Here is a 16,100-nt window from a genome sequence, read left to right as displayed (position 1 = left end):
GGTACAAAATCTGCGGCTCACGAGGTGATGAAAATCGCAGTATCGAAGCTTGTTTTGAGGGACAGGCGGCAGAAAATGCCTCTTGGTTCGCCCCTGATCTAGATGACCTTACTTACTCTCGGCTGGCAGTTGCTGGTCATCCTCCTCCTCGTGTTCGCCAACGGCTTTTTCGTGGCGGCGGAGTTTGCCATCGTCAAGATCCGGGCCAGTCAGCTGAAACCCATGCTTCGCCAAGGCGACTGGCGGGTACCGATGGCGCTCAAGGCGGTCAACAACCTCGATGCCTGCCTCTCCGCCACCCAGCTCGGCATCACACTTTCCAGTCTCGGCCTCGGCTGGCTGGGCGAACCCTTCCTCGCCCATTGGCTCACGCCGATTTTTCACTGGCTCGGCATTCCGGTCAGTTTCCACCATACGCTCGCCTTTACGCTGGCTTTTGCGACGATCACGTTTCTGCACATCGTCCTGGGTGAGCTTGCACCGAAGTCGCTCGCTATCCAGCGCCCACGCGAGGTCTCGCTCGGGGTGGCTGCTCCGCTGCTGGTCTTTCATTATATCTTCTACCCGTTCATCTATATCCTGAACGGAACGGCCAACACCTTCCTGCGCTGGGCGGGGCTTCAGCCCGCATCGGAGGGGGAACATGGCTTCTCTGCCGACGAGCTGGAGTACGTCCTGAGCCATTCCCGCCACGTCCATCGCTCCGACGCCCTGATCAACAAGATCATGGTGCGTTCCCTTCGCCTGCGCGACGTGACCGCCCAGCAGGTGATGCTGCCTCGCGATCAGGTGATCGCCCTGTGGGCCGACAAGCCGACGGAGGAAAACCTGCGCATCGCCCAGGCCAGCGGGCATAGTCGCTATCCGGTCTGTCAGGGCAGCATTGATGACGTGCTGGGGATGGTACTGGTGAAGGAATGGCTCTGGCAGATCCAGGCGCTCGGTCCAGAGGCATCTTTCCAGCCGCTGATCCGGCCCGTGCTGACTTTCACCCCGCGCACTCCCCTGCCGACCCTGCTGGAGCTTTTCCGGAGTTCCCGCAGCCACCTTGCCGTCGTGCTGGACGCCGACGAGAAAATGGCGGGCATCATCACCTTTGAAGACGCGCTTGAGGAAATCGTCGGCGAAATCCGCGATGAACTCGATATCGAGCGGGGGCCCATCTACGAGCAGACCGAGAATTCGATCCTTGTCGACGGAAGCCTCTCCATGCGGGAACTGCGTGCGGAGACAGGATGGAACTTTGAGTACCAACCCCGGGAGACGGTTGAGACGTGGATCAAGCGGCAGTTCCCGGAAGCCATCGCCCGGGATGCCGAGCTGAAGCTGGAGGAGTTCCGCGTCGAAATCGTTGTTGTTCAGGCCTCTGGAATCCGGCGCGTCAGAATTACGCGTGTCAGCGAACAAGAGCAATCATGAATCCGACGTCTGTCTGCTTTTACAAACCGAACGAGGCTTTTGGCCTCCTGACGAACTTCGCCCGGCTCCCGATCGAGGTGGAGGGGAAGGTCTGGCCGACGACGGAGCATTATTTCCAAGCGCAGAAATTCCACGACGAGGCCTACCGCGAATGTATCCGTGCCGCCGAGACACCACGGGAAGCCGCCGACCTGGGCCGCAGCCGGGATGTCCCGCTCCGCCCGGATTGGGAAGAGATCAAGGACGACGTCATGCGCCGTGCCATCGCGGAGAAAGTCCGACAGCATCAATCCGTCCGCGATGTCCTGCTCTCCACGGGAGACAGCCTCCTCGTCGAACATACCCCACGGGACAGTTACTGGGGCAATGGCGGAGACGGGAGCGGAAAGAACATGCTGGGCAAGATCCTGATGGAAGCCCGGAGCAAGCTGCGATCTGGAGAGCTGTAGCCGATAGGATCTCGCCTCAGAGGCGAGGTAGGCGTTCGCTTGTTGGGTCGCCCCTTGGTGAGCATAGCATCTGCGTCCGGTAATCTTCGTTGGGGACCACCAATGCGAGTACTCCCGAGGCTTTCATCCTTCCCCGGTATCCCCTCGTCGGCTTCTCTCCAGTCGGGGACATCCTTCGCAATTGAGAGCTCTTAATCCCTAAACCGGGTCCTCATTCACCTGGCACATTATGCGAAAGCCAGCGCCGGGACTCTCGTGGTTGCCCTGCTTCTTGCCGGCTCCGCGGACATCCGGCCAAGTGCGAATTCAACGAATGGCCGGCATTAATCGTTCGCCAATTTGAACGCATTGATGCGAACAGGCGTTTATGCGTTATTTAAATAAGCAAAATCATTCCCAAATCTCTCCGTTCGCACGAGAGCGAATGCGCCCTTCAGCACAGCGTGAAACTAGAGAAATTCCACGGTCGCATATGTGCAAAGATGCATATTTGTATGAAAGCATATACGCAGACATGCATATTTAAGAATAAACCATGAAAAACACCATAACTGCCTAACTGAAAGCAAATAAGAAAGATTCAGCCCACGGACAGACCATGCCGACTATGCAGTTCACTCTGGGGAAGCGCGCATCATTCGGAAACCCTCAGAGTTCGAACCGACCCAACGAGAAGCCCTGGGCAGCTCTTCGGGAACATCCAAGAAAGGTGCCGACAAGTTGAAGAACTCCTCAGGTATTGAGCGGCGGAATGGGCGGCTGTCGCAACATGCCAAGCGTATCTCCGCCGACCAACATAAAGGCGCAGGAGAACGGGTTAATGCCCTTGCTAGAAGCGGAGGTTCTCCAACCAGTCCTGATACCGAAGATTCCCCAAAACGGCATGACCTTGTGGAACCAGACTGCGATCATCGATTGCCGCTCCAAAATAGGTCGCGGTCGGATCAATCTCAATCGTATGGGGCACCTCAGTCGCCTTCAGATAGCGATCGACGAACTCATGGAGCCGGATCTTCTCGGGGCCGCCGAGTTCCAGGATTCCGTTCCGCGGCGCGGCAGAAACCACCTCTACCAGACAGGCCGCCACATCATCCGCCGCCACGGGCTGCATGAGGGCCGTTGGCAGGCGATATTTTCCGTCTACCACCGAAAACTGGGCAATCCCTGGCGCGAACTCAAAAAACTGCGTAGCGCGTAAGATGGTAAACGGCACGTTAGCGGCCTTGATGAGGTTCTCTTGAGCAGACTTGGCGCGCAGGTATCCGGAATCCGGCACCCGATCGCTCCCGACGACCGAGAGTGCCACGTGGTGTTTCACACCTGTGGCAGCCTCAGCCTGGAGGAGATGGGTCGTGGTTGCCTGGAAGAACTCGAGGACCGCCTGGTCCTCGAAGGAGGGAGAGTTCAGCACGTCCACGACCGCGTCGACGCCTCGAATTGCCGCATCAAGTCCTTTCCCCGTCATCAAATCCACGCCGGAAGAACGCGAGGCCGCCACAACTTCATTTCCTGTTCTTTCGAGAAGAACTGCGAGTTTCTTTCCGATGAGTCCGTTTCCGCCTGCGATGAGGATTTTCATTTTTGTCTTTGGGTTAAGGGTTGGCATGGCCGGAGAAGCTCTTGAGAGCCGGAGGGACATGGAAGGCGATGGAGAACCGATTCCACCCGTTGATCGTCACGACGGCGAGGTTGAGGTTCACCAACTCCTCCTCGGTAAAGTGCTTCATCGCCCGCTCGTACACGGCATCCGAGGGACCGCCCTCCGTGATTCGGGTCACGGCCTCGGTCCATTCCAGGGCCGCCTGTTCGCGGTCGCTGAAAAGAGGCGTTTCCCGCCAGACGGAAAGCAGGTGGAGCCGCGTCGGATTTTCCCCATCCGCGATGGCCTCCTCCACGTGTATGTCGATGCAGAAGGCGCATCCGTTGATCTGGGATGCCCGCAGGAAGACGAGGTGCAGCAGACGAGATTCGAGGCCGCATTGCCGAACAAACAGTGAAACGTCCCACATTGCCTTTACCGCGTCGGGCCCGTGTTTTTTGTAGTTGAGTCGGGTATTCATGGTTGCTGAGGGGAATCTCGGCGAATATTGGTCTCCCCGTAAGGTCCAGTTTCCATTTATGGACTGGACCACTATCCATGAGCCGCACCCCTCGCCCGCAGTCCCTCCCTATCCGTCCGCCCAGGGCGAATGAAAAGCTGGGCGACTGGCTGTATCGGGAACTCCGCAGCGCGATCTTGGAAGGTCGACTGCGGGCGGGAACCCAACTGCCGCCGACCCGTACGCTCGCCCGGGATAGCGGAGTTTCCCGGGGAACGGTGGTCGCCGTCTTTGAGCAGATGATCGCCGAGGGTTATCTGGAAAGCCGCCCCGGGTCTGGAACCTCGGTGCACCGCCACCTCCCGGATCGCTTCTTTGAAGCTCCCAAGGCAAGTGTCTCGAGCGAGAGGTTTGTTCCCGGCAGGCTCTCTCAGCGGAGCCGGCTCTTGATGAACTCTCCCTTTCCGAAAACGCCGGAAGCCTTACGCGAAGTCCGCGCCTTTACGGCCAACCGCCCTTCCGTCCGCCACTTTCCCGCCGATCTCTGGAGCCGCCTTATTTCCCGACGAATGCGTCTGGCGACACGGGAAATTCTCCAGGCCGGCGACGTCGCTGGTCTGCGTTCGTTGCGGGAGGGAATCGCATCTCATCTCGCAGCCACCCGGGGTGTCGTATGCGATCCGGCGCAGATTTTCATCTTCTCGGGCATTCAGCCTGCGCTGGATCTGATCGCCCGGCTCACCCTGGACCCAGGAGACGAAGCCTGGGTGGAAGACCCGGGTTACCCCGGCGCAGCAGGAATCCTCCGAGCCGCGGAAGCCCGGGTCGTCCCGGTACCGGTGGATCACCATGGTCTCCAGGTGGAGGAAGGCCTTTCTCTCGCTCCCCGCGCACGTTTCGCCTACGTGACCCCGGCCAATCAGTTTCCGCTCTGTGTGGCTCTCCCTCTCAATCGCCGCTTGCAGTTGATCGAATGGTCTCGCTCAACTGGCGCATGGATCTTTGAGGACGACTACGATAGTGAATTCCGTTTCGATGGTCGCCCGCTCGCCGCCCTGCGCAGCCTCGCTCCGGACAGCAATGTGATTTTCTCCGGCAGCTTCAGCAAGATGCTCTTTCCCTCCCTGCGCATGGCCTATGTCGTGGTGCCGCCGCATCTCGTCGACGCGATGACCGAGGCGAGATCACTCCTCGATCGCTTCACCGCCCCCCTGGCGCAAGCAGTACTCGCAGACTTTATCGGAGCGGGACATTTCGACCGACACCTCCGCCGGATGCGGCAAATCTATGCCGAGCATCTCGCCACGCTAACGAACGCAGCTGAAGCGGAATGGGGCGACCGGCTGAAAATCCAGCCCGCTCGCTGCGGCCTCCAAACCGTGGGCTGGCTGGCCAAAGGTTTTGATGATGAACAGTTCTGCCTCGCCGCGCGTGGTGCCGGCGTTGCTCTCATGCCGCTTTCACGATGGGCAACGAACTGGAAGAAGCGAAACGCCGTGCAAATCGGCTTCGCCGCTGTGGAGCCTGAGGAACTCCGCCGTGGCGTGCGGGCCGTAGCAAAACTGCTCGACTAAATGGCGAGTTCGGCCCGATAGGCCAATCAGCACTTTCCCCCACTGGCTAAAAGCCGGAAACGGCCTTTCGTTAGAGGTGCTATGAAAGCAGACTTCGTCAATATCCCCGAGAAGGACCTGCATGGCCCTGAAACCGAATCCCAGGAGTTCTACGAAGAGGTTCGCCGCGAGGTGGAATCCCCGAAGGACGAACGGAAAGATAAAAAACAGGAGCGGGAAGCCGCGCAGCCCGTCGGCTGACGCGGCCCACTCCACAAAACAATAAACCCGGTAGGGCGATGCCTAGGCGGAAAGCTTAGGCACGTCCAGCCAGGTACGCTTGGCCCAGCTTTCCAGACCGAGCTCGGCCATCTGTACGCCTTTTGCGCCTTCGAGCAGCGTCCAGCGGAATGGCTCGTCGAGCACGATGTGGCGGAGGAAAAGTTCCCACTGCACCTTGAAGGCGTTGTCGTAGTTTTCCTGCTCCGGCACCTTGGACCAGCCACCGTAGAAGTCGATCGGCTGCGCGATGTCGGGGTTCCAAACCGGCTTCGGCGTGTTGCCGTAGTGCTGAATCCACACCTCGCGAAGACCCGCCACGGCGGAACCATGGGTTCCGTCGATTTGGAGAGTCAGGAGGTCGTCGCGACGCACTCGGACGTTCCAGCTTGAGTTGAAATGAGCGACCACGCCGTTCGCGAGTTCGAAGGTCGCGTAGGCGGAATCGTCGGCGGTGCACTTGTAGGTCTTGCCCTGCTCGTCCACGCGTTCCGGGATATGGGTCGCGCCGAGGCAGGTCAGCGATTTCACCTCACCGAAGAGATTGTCGATGACGTAGCGCCAGTGGCAGAGCATGTCGACGATGATGCCGCCGTCGTCTTCCTTGCGGTAGTTCCAGCTCGGGCGCTGGGCCGGGATGTTGTGTCCCTCGAACACCCAGTAACCGAACTCGCCGCGCACGCTGAGGATCTTGCCAAAGAAGCCCTGCTCCTGGAGACGCTTGACCTTGAGAAGGCCGGGCAGCCAGAGCTTGTCCTGCACGACGCCGTTCTTCACACCCGCTTTGGTGGCGACGCGATAGAGATCGAGGGCGGCCTCGGTGGAAACTGCGGTCGGCTTTTCACAATAGACATGCTTGCCGGCGGCAATGGCCTTCTTCACCGCGTCAGCGCGGCGGCCCGTCGTCTGGGCGTCGAAGTAAATGATGTTCTCGGGTTTGGCGAGTTCGGCGTCGAGGTCGGTGGTGTAGCGGACGCCGCTGTCCATGGCGGCGAGTGCCTGGAGCTTGGCCACGCTGCGTCCGACGAGGACGGGTTCGGGCCAGATGACTTCGTCATCGCTGATTTTCACGCCGCCCTGTTTGCGAATGGCGAGGATCGACCGGATGTAGTGCTGATTCGTGCCCATGCGTCCGGTGACGCCGTTCATGATGATGCCGATGGAATGTTTTTTCATGGAAAGTTTAGGTGTGAGATTTCTGTAATGCTTAGGCAGTGGGTTTATCGGTGCACTGCGGCCATGCGCCCTCGGGCAGCGGCGGAGCTTCCACTCCCGCCTTGGGAAGGGTGCCGTCAAGCTCCTGACGCCAGTGAGCCACGTCTCCGGCGGGGCCGTAGCAGTAGATCATGCGCAGCGGAGTATCGCCGATGTTGGTGAGCTGGTGAAACACGCCGGACGGGATGTACACCATCTGGCCGGTCGTCACGACCTGGCGCTCCGTGCCAAGGCAGAACTCACCGGTTCCCTCGACGATGAAGTAGGTTTCTTCCTGTTCCTGATTGTGCCACGGCACCTGACCGCCCTTGGGGTCGAGGGTGACGTTGCCCATGCTGAAGTTCGTCGCCTTGATCGGGGCCACGCCATTCACGAGATTTTGCGTGCGGCGGCGGGCCGGGAAGCGGCGACCTTCGATCTGTGCGAGATCCGATACGATGATGCTCATAGGGAGAAGAAGGTGTAGTAGGGTTTGTTTTCGATGATGCGCTGGAGATAGATCGCAAGTTCGCGGGCGTGGTAGTCACCCCACATGGAGGACTCGCCCAGAGGAATCTTGCTGCCTTCCGGAATGTAATCCCAACCGTTCGGACGGTGGTAGATCGAGTGCAGGATGAGGCCCTGATGATTCGCGTCGGTGGAAAGGTACGGCTCAGCCAATACCGTATCGGCCACCGTAAGGCCCGCCTGCCAGTAGCGATCGCCACGGGCGTCGCCCTTCTGCTGGAGGTAGCGACCGAGACGGAGGAGACCCTGAGCAGCGATGGCGGCGGCAGAACTGTCGACCGGCTCCCAGTCGTTGTGAATCTGAGCCGGCTGGTTCATGTAGTCGCCGAGCTTGTGCAGGAACGGCGCGCCGGTATCCCAGTACGGAATGCCGTCGGTCGGCGTGTTTTCGATATAATGATCGCAGCTCGCGAGCGCGGTCTTGAGGAAAAGCTCCTCCACCGCGGCGCGGCCGCCAAAGGGCTCGAATTCCGCATCCGGGCGGGTCGCCAGCCATTCCAGCTGCTCGGGATACCCGGCGATGATCCAGGCCTGACCGCGCGTCCACGTGGTAAAGGGCGAGAACCCCTGCTGGGAGTTCGGGCAACGGTAGTTGCCGTCGTTGAGATTGAATACGCTCTCGTGGGCCACGCGTCCGCGCTCGTCGTAGTAATCGCGGCCTTCGCCGAAGAAGACGGCGAACTGCGAGGTCGTACGAGCGTGCTGAATGAGACGCTCGATAAGCGAAATGCGGGCATCGCGCTCACCCATGAGGACATGGCCGAGCTGGTGGGAAACGGCCAGGGCGCGCAGCGAACGGATCGTGTCGGCAAAGAGCGAGTGCGGGCCATTGAATGAGTAAATATAACCCTCGCCATTGGAGATGCGGCTCCAGCGGGCGGCCTGTACAGCGCCGGTGCACTTAAGCGCGAGCTCGTAGAAATCCTTCTCCTGCTGGTTAAAGGCAATACGTCCCTCAACCATGAGGCGAAGCAGGTTGCCGTAGGTCGATACGTTGTTAAACCCGTGGTCATGCACGCCGATGTGCGTGATGTGATGGGCCATGCGCTCGCGGGTGCGGTCGCGGCCGAGGGTCAGAAACGATTCATCGCCGGTGGCGTCGTATTGAAGAATGGCGGAGCCGTAGACAAAGCCCTGCGTCCACTCGGTCCAGCCGCGGGCGGTGTACTTGCCCTGGACGGTGAACACGGGAGTCGCGGCGCCGGGTTTCTCCGCGGCGTCGATCGAGAGGATCTTGGGAGCGGAGGCGTCCCAGAGTTTCTTGATCTTCGGCGCCAGCGAGGCGGTCGTGAGGTCTTGGCGAATGGTAATCATGCGAAATTAAAGTCTGCGAAGGTGGAAGCCTCCATCGATGTTGATGACATCCCCGCAGGAGAACGGGAAATGTCCGCCCAGGATCGACTCGACCGCGCGGCCGACATCATCCGGGCTACCCCAGCGCTTCTGCGGCACGATACCGTCGGCGAGGAGCTTGTCGTATTTTTCCTTCACGCCAGAGGTCATGTCGGTGGCCATGATGCCCGGGCGAAGCTCCAGCACCTGGATGCCCTCGGCGGCGAGGCGCACGGCCCAAAGCTGCGAGGCCATGGAGAGACCGGCCTTGGAGATGCAGTATTCGCCGCGATTGACCGAGGCGGTATTGGCGGAAAGCGAACTGACAAAGACGAGCTTGTAGCCGGTCGAGAGGCGGGACTTGCCCGGGTTTTTCAGCCAATACTGGACGGCGAGCTGGGACAGGAAATACGGCCCCTTGAGATTGACGGCGATGACCTCGTCGAAAATCTCCTCCGTCGCCTCGACAATGTCGGCGCGAATGCGCGGAGCGATGCCTGCATTGTTGACGAGCGCATCGAGATGGCCGAAAGCAGCGAGCGTTTCATCAAGAATGCGCTGGCGGTCGGCCGCGACACCAACGTTGCCGCCGACGATGGCAAACTGCTGTTCGGGAATCGGCGCAAGCTTGCGGCAGGCCTCCGCGGTTTCTTCCGCGGCCTGCTTGTTATTGGCGTAATGGATCGCCACACTGTAGCCAGAGGCGGCGAGCTTTTCCGCCACTCCACGGCCCAGTCCACGGCTGGAACCTGTAACGAGGACAACTGCGGGGGTTGACATGCTGGCGACCTTACACGCGCTTCTTTTCCTGCGCCATGGCCCCACCCGCGCCATTTAGCACAAAAACGACTTTCTTTTTGTCTCCATTTGAATTTCTTCTGGTTGCCGGTGAAAACGTACCGCCCCCTCCTCTTCCAGGAACTCGACGTTCGCCTGCCGGGCGCACGCATTCGCCGTCTGCGGCTGAACCGTCACCTGCCCGAGGTGGACCAACTCGCCCGGCACTCGCATTCCTTCTCGCAGGTGCTCTGCTACCTGAGTGGACGAGGCGTGATGACCGCCGACGGGGCCAACCTGGAAATCGGACCAGCCAGCGTGATTTTCCTTCCTGCCCGCAGTGAGCACTCGTTTCGGGAATCCACAGGGCGCCGTCCGCTCTGTCTCGTGCTGGATGTGGATTGGCGGGGATCGGTCAAACACGGCGTCTCCCTCGCGAGGCTGACGCAATCCGAGGCAGGCGCGGTCCGGCGCGAACTCTCCGAGCTCACCCGCCTGAGCGATCCGCATGCCCCCGCGCATCGACTGATCGTGGCGGCCTCGGTACTGCGCATCCTCGACACGCTTTTTCGCTGTGTGGGCATCCTGCCGGTGCGTACGGGGGAATTCCCGGGATACGTCAGGCGCTTTGACAAGCTCCTGCGCGGCGCGGACAAGCCGTTACCCGAGGTCGCGGCGCTGGCCGGAGCGATGGGCTACCAGCCAGATCACCTGAACCGCCTCTTCAAAGCGGCAACAGGCCGCACCCTGCGCGAATACCGCGACGCCGTGGCGATGGAACGCGCCCAACGTGCGCTGCAGACCTATCCGAAGATCAAACAGGCCTGCGACGCGCTCGGCTTCACCGACCAGAATTATTTCGCCCGCTGGTTTCGCAAGCAGGCGGGGATGAGTCCCCGCGCCTACCAGCGGGCAGCGCTGCCGCGTTAAGCTTCTTTTAGCGAATCGTGACCGGCACGTTCTTCTGCACGAGCGTGTAGAAGGTCGCCGCGTCCCAGTTGGACAGGCGGATGCAGCCATGGCTGCCCGCACGGCCAATCGTATCCGGCGAAGTCGTGCCATGAATGCCGATGCCCGGGCGGTTCAGGCCCGTCCAGAGAATGCCCACCGGGCTATTGGGGCCGGGAGGAAGCATGTAGTAAACCTTTGTGCGCTCGCCGCGCTCCAGCACGCCCTCATCATAGCGGTACCAGGGCCACGGCACGGCCTTGACGACCTTCCAGTCACCCAACGGAGCCGGATGTTCCTCCGAGCCGGGAGTGATGGGGAAGGCTGCGATCAGCTTTCCACTATCACGTACCTCCAGCATTCGCGTCTTTGTATCCACATAGACGTGCCGGATCGATGCGACCGACTTTGGCGCCGCCGGGTAGGCCGACGGATAGTCCCCCACCCGGAATGGGCGATGCACATTCGTCACCTTGACGACCGCACCAACTGGCAACGCCTCGATGTTCACGCCGGGATTCAGTTCGGCCAGGAAACCGGGGGTGGTATGAAAGCGTTCTCCGAGGAGTTCGGCCATGGAGACGTACGGCAGGCGCTTCTGCTTGGCGAGCTCCTCCGGTTTCTCGGCCATGGTTCCGATCATGGCCTTATCCTCCGCAGTGATCGTGTACGTGGTGTACGGCTGGATGTTGGAGGTGTCGGGCAGGTAGCCCTTCGGCAGGCCCTTGGCCTCGCGGTAGAACTCCAGGGCCTTGTCCGTAAACTCGCCGCGATGCCCATCCACCACCCCGGGACCGAATTTCCACGCATCCAGCACGATCTGAAGCTTCACCGTTTCATCCCGCGCCGTCTTTCCGTCACCTGGACGATCGGAGACCGTGGCGCAGCCGCCGAGCCAGGCCATTGCGGCCAGTCCCCCCAGGATTGCACTGGAAAACCGGACTCGCCGAAAACCGGCCTGAGGGGCCGAAAACACACGCGTGGAGAAAAGCATGCGGTAATGCAGCACAGCGGGAGACAGTCGGCAAATACCCAGAGAGGAAATTTTCACCCCTGCCGGAAATGCGAAAGGCGGGCAAACGCCCGCCTTTCGATGAGATAAATGACTGATCAGGCGATCCTAGTCGCCGTAGCCACCGGGGTTCTTGACGTGCCAGGCCCAGGCGTCTTTGACGATCTGGCGGATGTCCTGGTACTTTGGAGCCCAGCCGAGCTCGGTGCGGATCTTGTCCGAGGCAGCCACGAGTCGCGGAGGATCGCCCGCACGACGCGGCTTTTCGATTGCCGTGATCTTCTTGCCCGAGATTTCGCTACAGGCATCGATGACCTCGCGGACGGAAGTACCGCCGCCGGTGCCGAGGTTGTAGAAGTCGGACTTCTCAGACTTCAGCGCCAGGATGTGCGCCTGGGCGAGGTCGAGGATATGGATGTAGTCGCGGATGCAGGTGCCATCCGGCGTCGGGTAGTCCGTGCCGAAGATGTCGACGGACTCCTTCTGGCCGAGAGCGACCTTGAGCACGTTGGGGATCAGGTGCGTCTCGATGCGGTGATCTTCGCCGAATTTCTCCGTCGCGCCCGCGGCGTTGAAGTAACGCAGGGCGGTGAAATTCAGATTATGAATCTGCCCGTACCAACGGAGGATCTTTTCGAAAAGGAGCTTCGATTCGCCGTAAGGGTTGATCGGCTGCTGGGGAAGCGTCTCGTCGAGCGGCACGCGCTCGGGAATGCCAAAGGTGGCGCAAGTCGAGGAGAAGACAAACTTCTTCACCCCGGACTCGACGGCAACATCGAGAAGATTGACACCGTTCGCAACGTTGTTGCGGAAATACTTCGAGGGATTCGACATCGACTCGCCCACCAGCGCGCTGGCAGCGAAATGCATCACGGCATCGGGTTTGGCCTCGTCAAAGGCGTGACGCAGGACAGTCCGGTCCGAAAGGTCGCCCTGGAAGAAATCCGCGCGGGTATCGACGGCTTTGCGGTGGCCTTCAGTGAGATTGTCAAAGACGGCTACGCGATAGCCTTCGTTGAGCAGCTGCTCGACGCAGATGCTGCCGATGTAACCGGCACCGCCGGTGACGAAAATGGTACTCATGCGCCGGGAAACCTAGCTGGAAGGCTGGTCATGAGGCAATTCCGAAACTTCCCTCAAGCCGCAAAGATCGCCAGTTCGCGCTGTAAAGCACCCTCGTCGCCGACGGAAAAATCGTCGTCGGCCTCAATGACCACCGGCGGACCGTCCTTGCGAACGAACTCCAGCAGCAGAGGTCGCTTCCCCGGGTGGCGCTTTACCGCCTCCAGCACGGACGCGAGGCTCGCATCGCTCAGCTTTTCATGGGCAAGACGCAGACACACCGGGCGGGCTGACGCCTTGGGCTTGAGCGGTTTGAAGGAATTCGCCGTGGCGCGGATGGATTCCTCCCGCCGCGTAAGACGGGCGGAAACCGCCACGACCGTCCCGGAAACCAGCAGTTCGGCATTCTCGGAATAAGTCTCATCCCACGCCGTGAGTTCCACCTGCCCGGTGAAGTCCTCCAAAGCGATGATGGCGAAGGGACGACCATCTTTCTTGGTAAACTTGCGTTCCACCGAGGTGATGAGACCGGCCAGTTTGAAGGTGGCGGATTCCTCGACCTGGAGGGCGTCGGCGATCTTGCTTACCTTTATGCTGTCGAAGTGACCAGCGTAAGCCTCAAGCGGGTGTCCTGTGATGTAGTAGCCGAGCAGTTCCTTCTCGTGCGCGAGGATCTCATTCTGCGGCCACGGTTCCACCTTGCGAGCAGTACCCTTGGATTTCTGGGGCGCGGTGTCCATCGCATCGAAGAGCGACACCTGCCCCGATGCGCGATCCCTCTGCACGGCGGCAGCAGCGGCCATGGCCTGCTCGATGTCCTCGAAGAGCTCGGCACGATTCTTCTTGAAGCCATCGAAGGCGCCGCACTTCACGAGGCTTTCCAAGATCTTGCGATTCACCGTGCGGGAATCGAGGCGCGAGCAAAAATCCTCCAGCGAGGTAAACGGGCCGTTCTTTTCCCGATCCTCCAGCACCGCCTGCATCGCTCCCGCGCCCACGTTCTTGATGGAGGCGAGGCCGAACCGGATGGCGCGCTGATCGCCGAACAGCTCGGGGGTGAAAAACAGGAAACTGCTGTTCACATCAGGCGGGAGCACCTTGATGCCCATGCGCGTGCATTCCGCGATGACGACGGCGAGGCGGTCGGTCGTCGAGGCGTCATGCGTGAGCAAGGCGGCCATGAACTCCACCGGGTAGTGAGCCTTGACGAAGGCCGTCTGGTAGGAAACCCATCCGTAGGCGGCACTATGACTTTTGTTGAAGCCGTATTCCGCGAACTTCGCGATAAAGTCAAAGATCGCGTCGGCCGTTCCAGGCGGGATGTTGTTGACCTTGCCGCAGCCCTCGACGAAGCGCACGCGCTCCTTGGCCATCTTTTCCTTGTCCTTCTTACCCATCGCCCGGCGGAGCAGGTCAGCGTCGCCAAGGGAGTAGCCGGCCAGGATATTCGCCGCTTTCTGCACCTGTTCCTGATAAACGATGATGCCGTAGGTATCGGCGCAGACCTGGGCCAGCAGCGGATGCGCGTACTCGATCTTGTTGAGACCTTTTTTACGCGCGATGTAGTCGTCGATGAACTGCATCGGGCCCGGACGATAAAGCGCGCCGATGGCGATGATGTCGTCGATCTTGTCGACATCGAAGCGCTTACAGCAGTTCGTGATGCCGCCGCTTTCCATCTGGAACACACCAAGAGTTTCGCCCCGGTTGTAGATGTCGAAGGTCTCCTTGTCGTCGGTCGGAATGGCCGCGAGATCGAAACCGGGATTCTTCTCATGAATCAGCCGCACGGCGTGCTGCAGGATGGTCAGCGTCTTGAGGCCGAGAAAGTCCATCTTCAGCATGCCCAGCTCGGTCAGGGCGTTCATCTCATACTGCGAGATGACTTCATTGTCCTTGCCGCGGCAAAGAGGGATGTACTCGTCCAGCGGACGGTCGCCGATCACGACGCCCGCCGCGTGGATGCCGGTATTGCGGCAGAGACCTTCCAGCACCGAGGCGTGATCCCACAGCTGGCGCGTCGCGGGCTCGGTCTCAAGCGCGGCCTTGAGCTCCGGGCTCTTTTCCGCCGCGGTGGACAAGGTAATATTCAGCTCGTTCGGAATCATCTTGGCGAGCCGGTCGGCATCGCCATAGCTCCAGCCCAGCACGCGGCCCACGTCGCGCACCACGCTCTTCGCGCCGAGCGTACCGAATGTCACGATCTGCGACACACAGCGCTCGCCGTATTTGCGGCGCACGTAGTCGATCACCTCGCCACGGCGTTCCATGCAGAAATCGACGTCGATATCCGGCGGACTGATACGTTCCGGGTTGAGGAATCGCTCGAAGATCAGTCCATACCGCAGCGGATCGATGTCTGTGATGCGCAGCACGTACGCGATGAGCGAACCTGCCGCCGAGCCACGGCCGGGACCGACCGGGATGTCGTTCTCCTTGCCGTAGTTGATGAAGTCCCAGACGATGAGGAAATAGCTGACGAATCCCGTCTTCTCAATGACCCCGAGCTCGTACTCGAGGCGCTTGCGGAGTTCCTCGTCCTTCTCGGCCCGTTCATTGCCGTAACGCTCTCGCAATCCCTGCCAGCACAGATCGCGCAGGTATTGCTCGCGCGTCACCCCGGCAGGCGGCTCAAAGGCGGGATACTTCGGCTTGCCGAACTCCATCTGGAAGTCGCACAACTCCGCCACCTTGAGGGTGTTGTCGAGGGCCTCGGGAATGTCGCCGAAGAGCTGCTCCATTTCCTGACGGCTCTTGAAATACAGCTCGGTCGCGTAACGCATGCGCTTCTCGTCCAGCACCATCGAGCCGGTGCCGATGCAGAGCATCACATCATGCGACTCGTGGTGGGCACGGTCCAGGAAGTGGACGTCGTTGGCCGCGACGAGGTCGAGCTTCATTTCCCGGGCGATCTTGATCAGCTCGGGATTACAGCGGCGCTGCGCGTCGATGCCGTGGTCGTGAAGTTCGATAAAATAGCGCTCCGGTCCGAAAATATCGCGATAGAGTCCAGCAATTTCCCGGGCCTTGCCCCCGTCCCCCGCGAGGATGTGATGGTTCACCTCGCCCTTGAGGCAACCACTGAGCGCTATAAGGCCATCCGAGTGCTTGGCCAGCAGTTCCCGGTCGATCCGCGGCTTGTAGTAAAAACCTTCCAGGTGGGCAGCACTGATGAGTTTGACGAGGTTGCTGTACCCCTCGGCATTCTGCACGAGGAGCGTCAGGTGATAGGCAGCGTCGCGAGCAGAACCCGCCGCCTTGTCCAGCATGGACCCCGGTGCGACATAGGCCTCACAGCCCACGATCGGCTTCACCCCCGCCTTCTGGGCAGCCTGAAAAAACTCCACCGTGCCAAACATGTTGCCGTGATCCGTCATGGCGACGGCTGGCATGCCGAGAGAGGCGGCCTTTTTAACCAGATCCTTGGTCCGGATCGCACCGTCGAGCAGCGAATATTCGGTGTGACAATGCAGGTGAACGAACGACTTTCCGGACATGGGGACAACCT

General features: G+C 60.5%; 14 protein-coding genes. 5 read left to right on the top strand and 9 right to left on the bottom strand.

From position 1 onward, the window contains the following. The first annotated feature begins 102 nt into the window (after window positions 1-102). The gene (locus TSACC_RS08435) at window positions 103-1,419 is read left to right on the top strand and encodes a hemolysin family protein (protein ID WP_075078896.1); all 1,317 of its coding nucleotides are present in this window, start codon (window positions 103-105) and stop codon (window positions 1,417-1,419) included. Beyond that, window positions 1,416-1,868 (top strand): riboflavin biosynthesis intermediates N-glycosidase, encoded by a 453-nt coding sequence (gene ybiA, locus TSACC_RS08430; protein WP_075078895.1) that lies wholly within the window; start codon window positions 1,416-1,418, stop codon window positions 1,866-1,868. The genes TSACC_RS08435 and ybiA overlap by 4 nt, the downstream gene beginning before the upstream one ends. Before the next feature lie 829 nt (window positions 1,869-2,697). On the opposite strand, the gene TSACC_RS08425 is transcribed toward ybiA, so the two are convergent. Beyond that, complete coding sequence (locus TSACC_RS08425; RefSeq protein WP_075078894.1) at window positions 2,698-3,447, bottom strand: SDR family oxidoreductase; 750 nt, start codon at window positions 3,445-3,447, stop codon at window positions 2,698-2,700. A gap of 13 nt (window positions 3,448-3,460) precedes the next feature. Continuing rightward, window positions 3,461-3,928, bottom strand: coding sequence for a carboxymuconolactone decarboxylase family protein (locus tag TSACC_RS08420; RefSeq protein WP_075078893.1), 468 nt, complete (start codon window positions 3,926-3,928; stop codon window positions 3,461-3,463). 77 nt (window positions 3,929-4,005) lie between these two features. On the opposite strand from TSACC_RS08420, the gene pdxR reads away from it, so the two are divergent. Further along, a complete protein-coding gene (gene pdxR / locus TSACC_RS08415) occupies window positions 4,006-5,481 on the top strand; it encodes a MocR-like pyridoxine biosynthesis transcription factor PdxR (RefSeq protein ID WP_075078892.1) in 1,476 nt (491 codons plus the stop codon). A gap of 81 nt (window positions 5,482-5,562) precedes the next feature. Beyond that, window positions 5,563-5,721, top strand: coding sequence for a hypothetical protein (locus TSACC_RS21725; RefSeq protein WP_153811343.1), 159 nt, complete (start codon window positions 5,563-5,565; stop codon window positions 5,719-5,721). A 42-nt stretch (window positions 5,722-5,763) separates the two neighbouring features. On the opposite strand, the gene TSACC_RS08410 is transcribed toward TSACC_RS21725, so the two are convergent. From TSACC_RS08410 to TSACC_RS08395, 4 genes are read right to left on the bottom strand one after another with little or no spacing between them, the layout of a single operon-like run. Next, entirely contained in the window at window positions 5,764-6,915 is a 1,152-nt protein-coding gene (locus TSACC_RS08410; protein ID WP_075078891.1) for a Gfo/Idh/MocA family protein, read from the bottom strand. Window positions 6,916-6,946: 31 nt separating this feature from the next. Next, window positions 6,947-7,402 carry a cupin domain-containing protein gene (locus TSACC_RS08405; protein ID WP_202815931.1) on the bottom strand — a complete coding sequence of 152 codons (456 nt, stop codon included), beginning with the start codon at window positions 7,400-7,402 and terminating at the stop codon, window positions 6,947-6,949. After that, entirely contained in the window at window positions 7,399-8,775 is a 1,377-nt protein-coding gene (locus TSACC_RS08400) for a glycoside hydrolase family 88 protein (protein WP_075078890.1), read from the bottom strand. The genes TSACC_RS08405 and TSACC_RS08400 overlap by 4 nt, the downstream gene beginning before the upstream one ends. A gap of 6 nt (window positions 8,776-8,781) precedes the next feature. After that, window positions 8,782-9,573 carry a 3-ketoacyl-ACP reductase gene (locus tag TSACC_RS08395; protein ID WP_075078889.1) on the bottom strand — a complete coding sequence of 264 codons (792 nt, stop codon included), beginning with the start codon at window positions 9,571-9,573 and terminating at the stop codon, window positions 8,782-8,784. A 108-nt stretch (window positions 9,574-9,681) separates the two neighbouring features. On the opposite strand from TSACC_RS08395, the gene TSACC_RS08390 reads away from it, so the two are divergent. Next, on the top strand, window positions 9,682-10,500 hold the full coding sequence (locus TSACC_RS08390; protein ID WP_169809581.1) for a helix-turn-helix transcriptional regulator: 819 nt from the start codon (window positions 9,682-9,684) through the stop codon (window positions 10,498-10,500). Between the two features lie 7 nt (window positions 10,501-10,507). Here TSACC_RS08390 and TSACC_RS08385 read toward each other — a convergent pair whose 3' ends face one another. The 3 genes from TSACC_RS08385 to dnaE all read right to left on the bottom strand — a co-directional run bounded on the left by TSACC_RS08385 (window position 10,508) and on the right by dnaE (window position 16,089). Next, window positions 10,508-11,569 carry a L,D-transpeptidase family protein gene (locus tag TSACC_RS08385; RefSeq protein WP_153811342.1) on the bottom strand — a complete coding sequence of 354 codons (1,062 nt, stop codon included), beginning with the start codon at window positions 11,567-11,569 and terminating at the stop codon, window positions 10,508-10,510. A 69-nt stretch (window positions 11,570-11,638) separates the two neighbouring features. Continuing rightward, entirely contained in the window at window positions 11,639-12,613 is a 975-nt protein-coding gene (gene galE / locus TSACC_RS08380) for a UDP-glucose 4-epimerase GalE (RefSeq protein WP_075078886.1), read from the bottom strand. Window positions 12,614-12,666: 53 nt separating this feature from the next. Next, window positions 12,667-16,089: a DNA polymerase III subunit alpha gene (gene dnaE, locus TSACC_RS08375; protein WP_075078885.1), complete on the bottom strand. Its 3,423-nt coding sequence runs from the start codon at window positions 16,087-16,089 to the stop codon at window positions 12,667-12,669. Between the last annotated feature and the right edge of the window lie 11 nt (window positions 16,090-16,100).

Origin of the sequence: Terrimicrobium sacchariphilum (genome assembly GCF_001613545.1) — a bacterium.
Taxonomy (GTDB): Bacteria; Verrucomicrobiota; Verrucomicrobiia; order Chthoniobacterales; family Terrimicrobiaceae; genus Terrimicrobium; species Terrimicrobium sacchariphilum.
This window is presented reverse-complemented; position numbering and strand designations above follow the sequence as displayed.

What these genes read in the sequence shown, in the direction of transcription:
- TSACC_RS08435 (WP_075078896.1), top strand. Translation starts at nt 103, where the DNA reads ATGACCTTACTTACTCTCGGCTGGCAGTTGCTGGTCATCCTCCTCCTC.
- ybiA (WP_075078895.1), top strand. Translation starts at nt 1,416, where the DNA reads ATGAATCCGACGTCTGTCTGCTTTTACAAACCGAACGAGGCTTTTGGC.
- TSACC_RS08425 (WP_075078894.1), bottom strand. Translation starts at nt 3,447, where the DNA reads ATGAAAATCCTCATCGCAGGCGGAAACGGACTCATCGGAAAGAAACTC.
- TSACC_RS08420 (WP_075078893.1), bottom strand. Translation starts at nt 3,928, where the DNA reads ATGAATACCCGACTCAACTACAAAAAACACGGGCCCGACGCGGTAAAG.
- pdxR (WP_075078892.1), top strand. Translation starts at nt 4,006, where the DNA reads ATGAGCCGCACCCCTCGCCCGCAGTCCCTCCCTATCCGTCCGCCCAGG.
- TSACC_RS21725 (WP_153811343.1), top strand. Translation starts at nt 5,563, where the DNA reads ATGAAAGCAGACTTCGTCAATATCCCCGAGAAGGACCTGCATGGCCCT.
- TSACC_RS08410 (WP_075078891.1), bottom strand. Translation starts at nt 6,915, where the DNA reads ATGAAAAAACATTCCATCGGCATCATCATGAACGGCGTCACCGGACGC.
- TSACC_RS08405 (WP_202815931.1), bottom strand. Translation starts at nt 7,402, where the DNA reads ATGAGCATCATCGTATCGGATCTCGCACAGATCGAAGGTCGCCGCTTC.
- TSACC_RS08400 (WP_075078890.1), bottom strand. Translation starts at nt 8,775, where the DNA reads ATGATTACCATTCGCCAAGACCTCACGACCGCCTCGCTGGCGCCGAAG.
- TSACC_RS08395 (WP_075078889.1), bottom strand. Translation starts at nt 9,573, where the DNA reads ATGTCAACCCCCGCAGTTGTCCTCGTTACAGGTTCCAGCCGTGGACTG.
- galE (WP_075078886.1), bottom strand. Translation starts at nt 12,613, where the DNA reads ATGAGTACCATTTTCGTCACCGGCGGTGCCGGTTACATCGGCAGCATC.
- dnaE (WP_075078885.1), bottom strand. Translation starts at nt 16,089, where the DNA reads ATGTCCGGAAAGTCGTTCGTTCACCTGCATTGTCACACCGAATATTCG.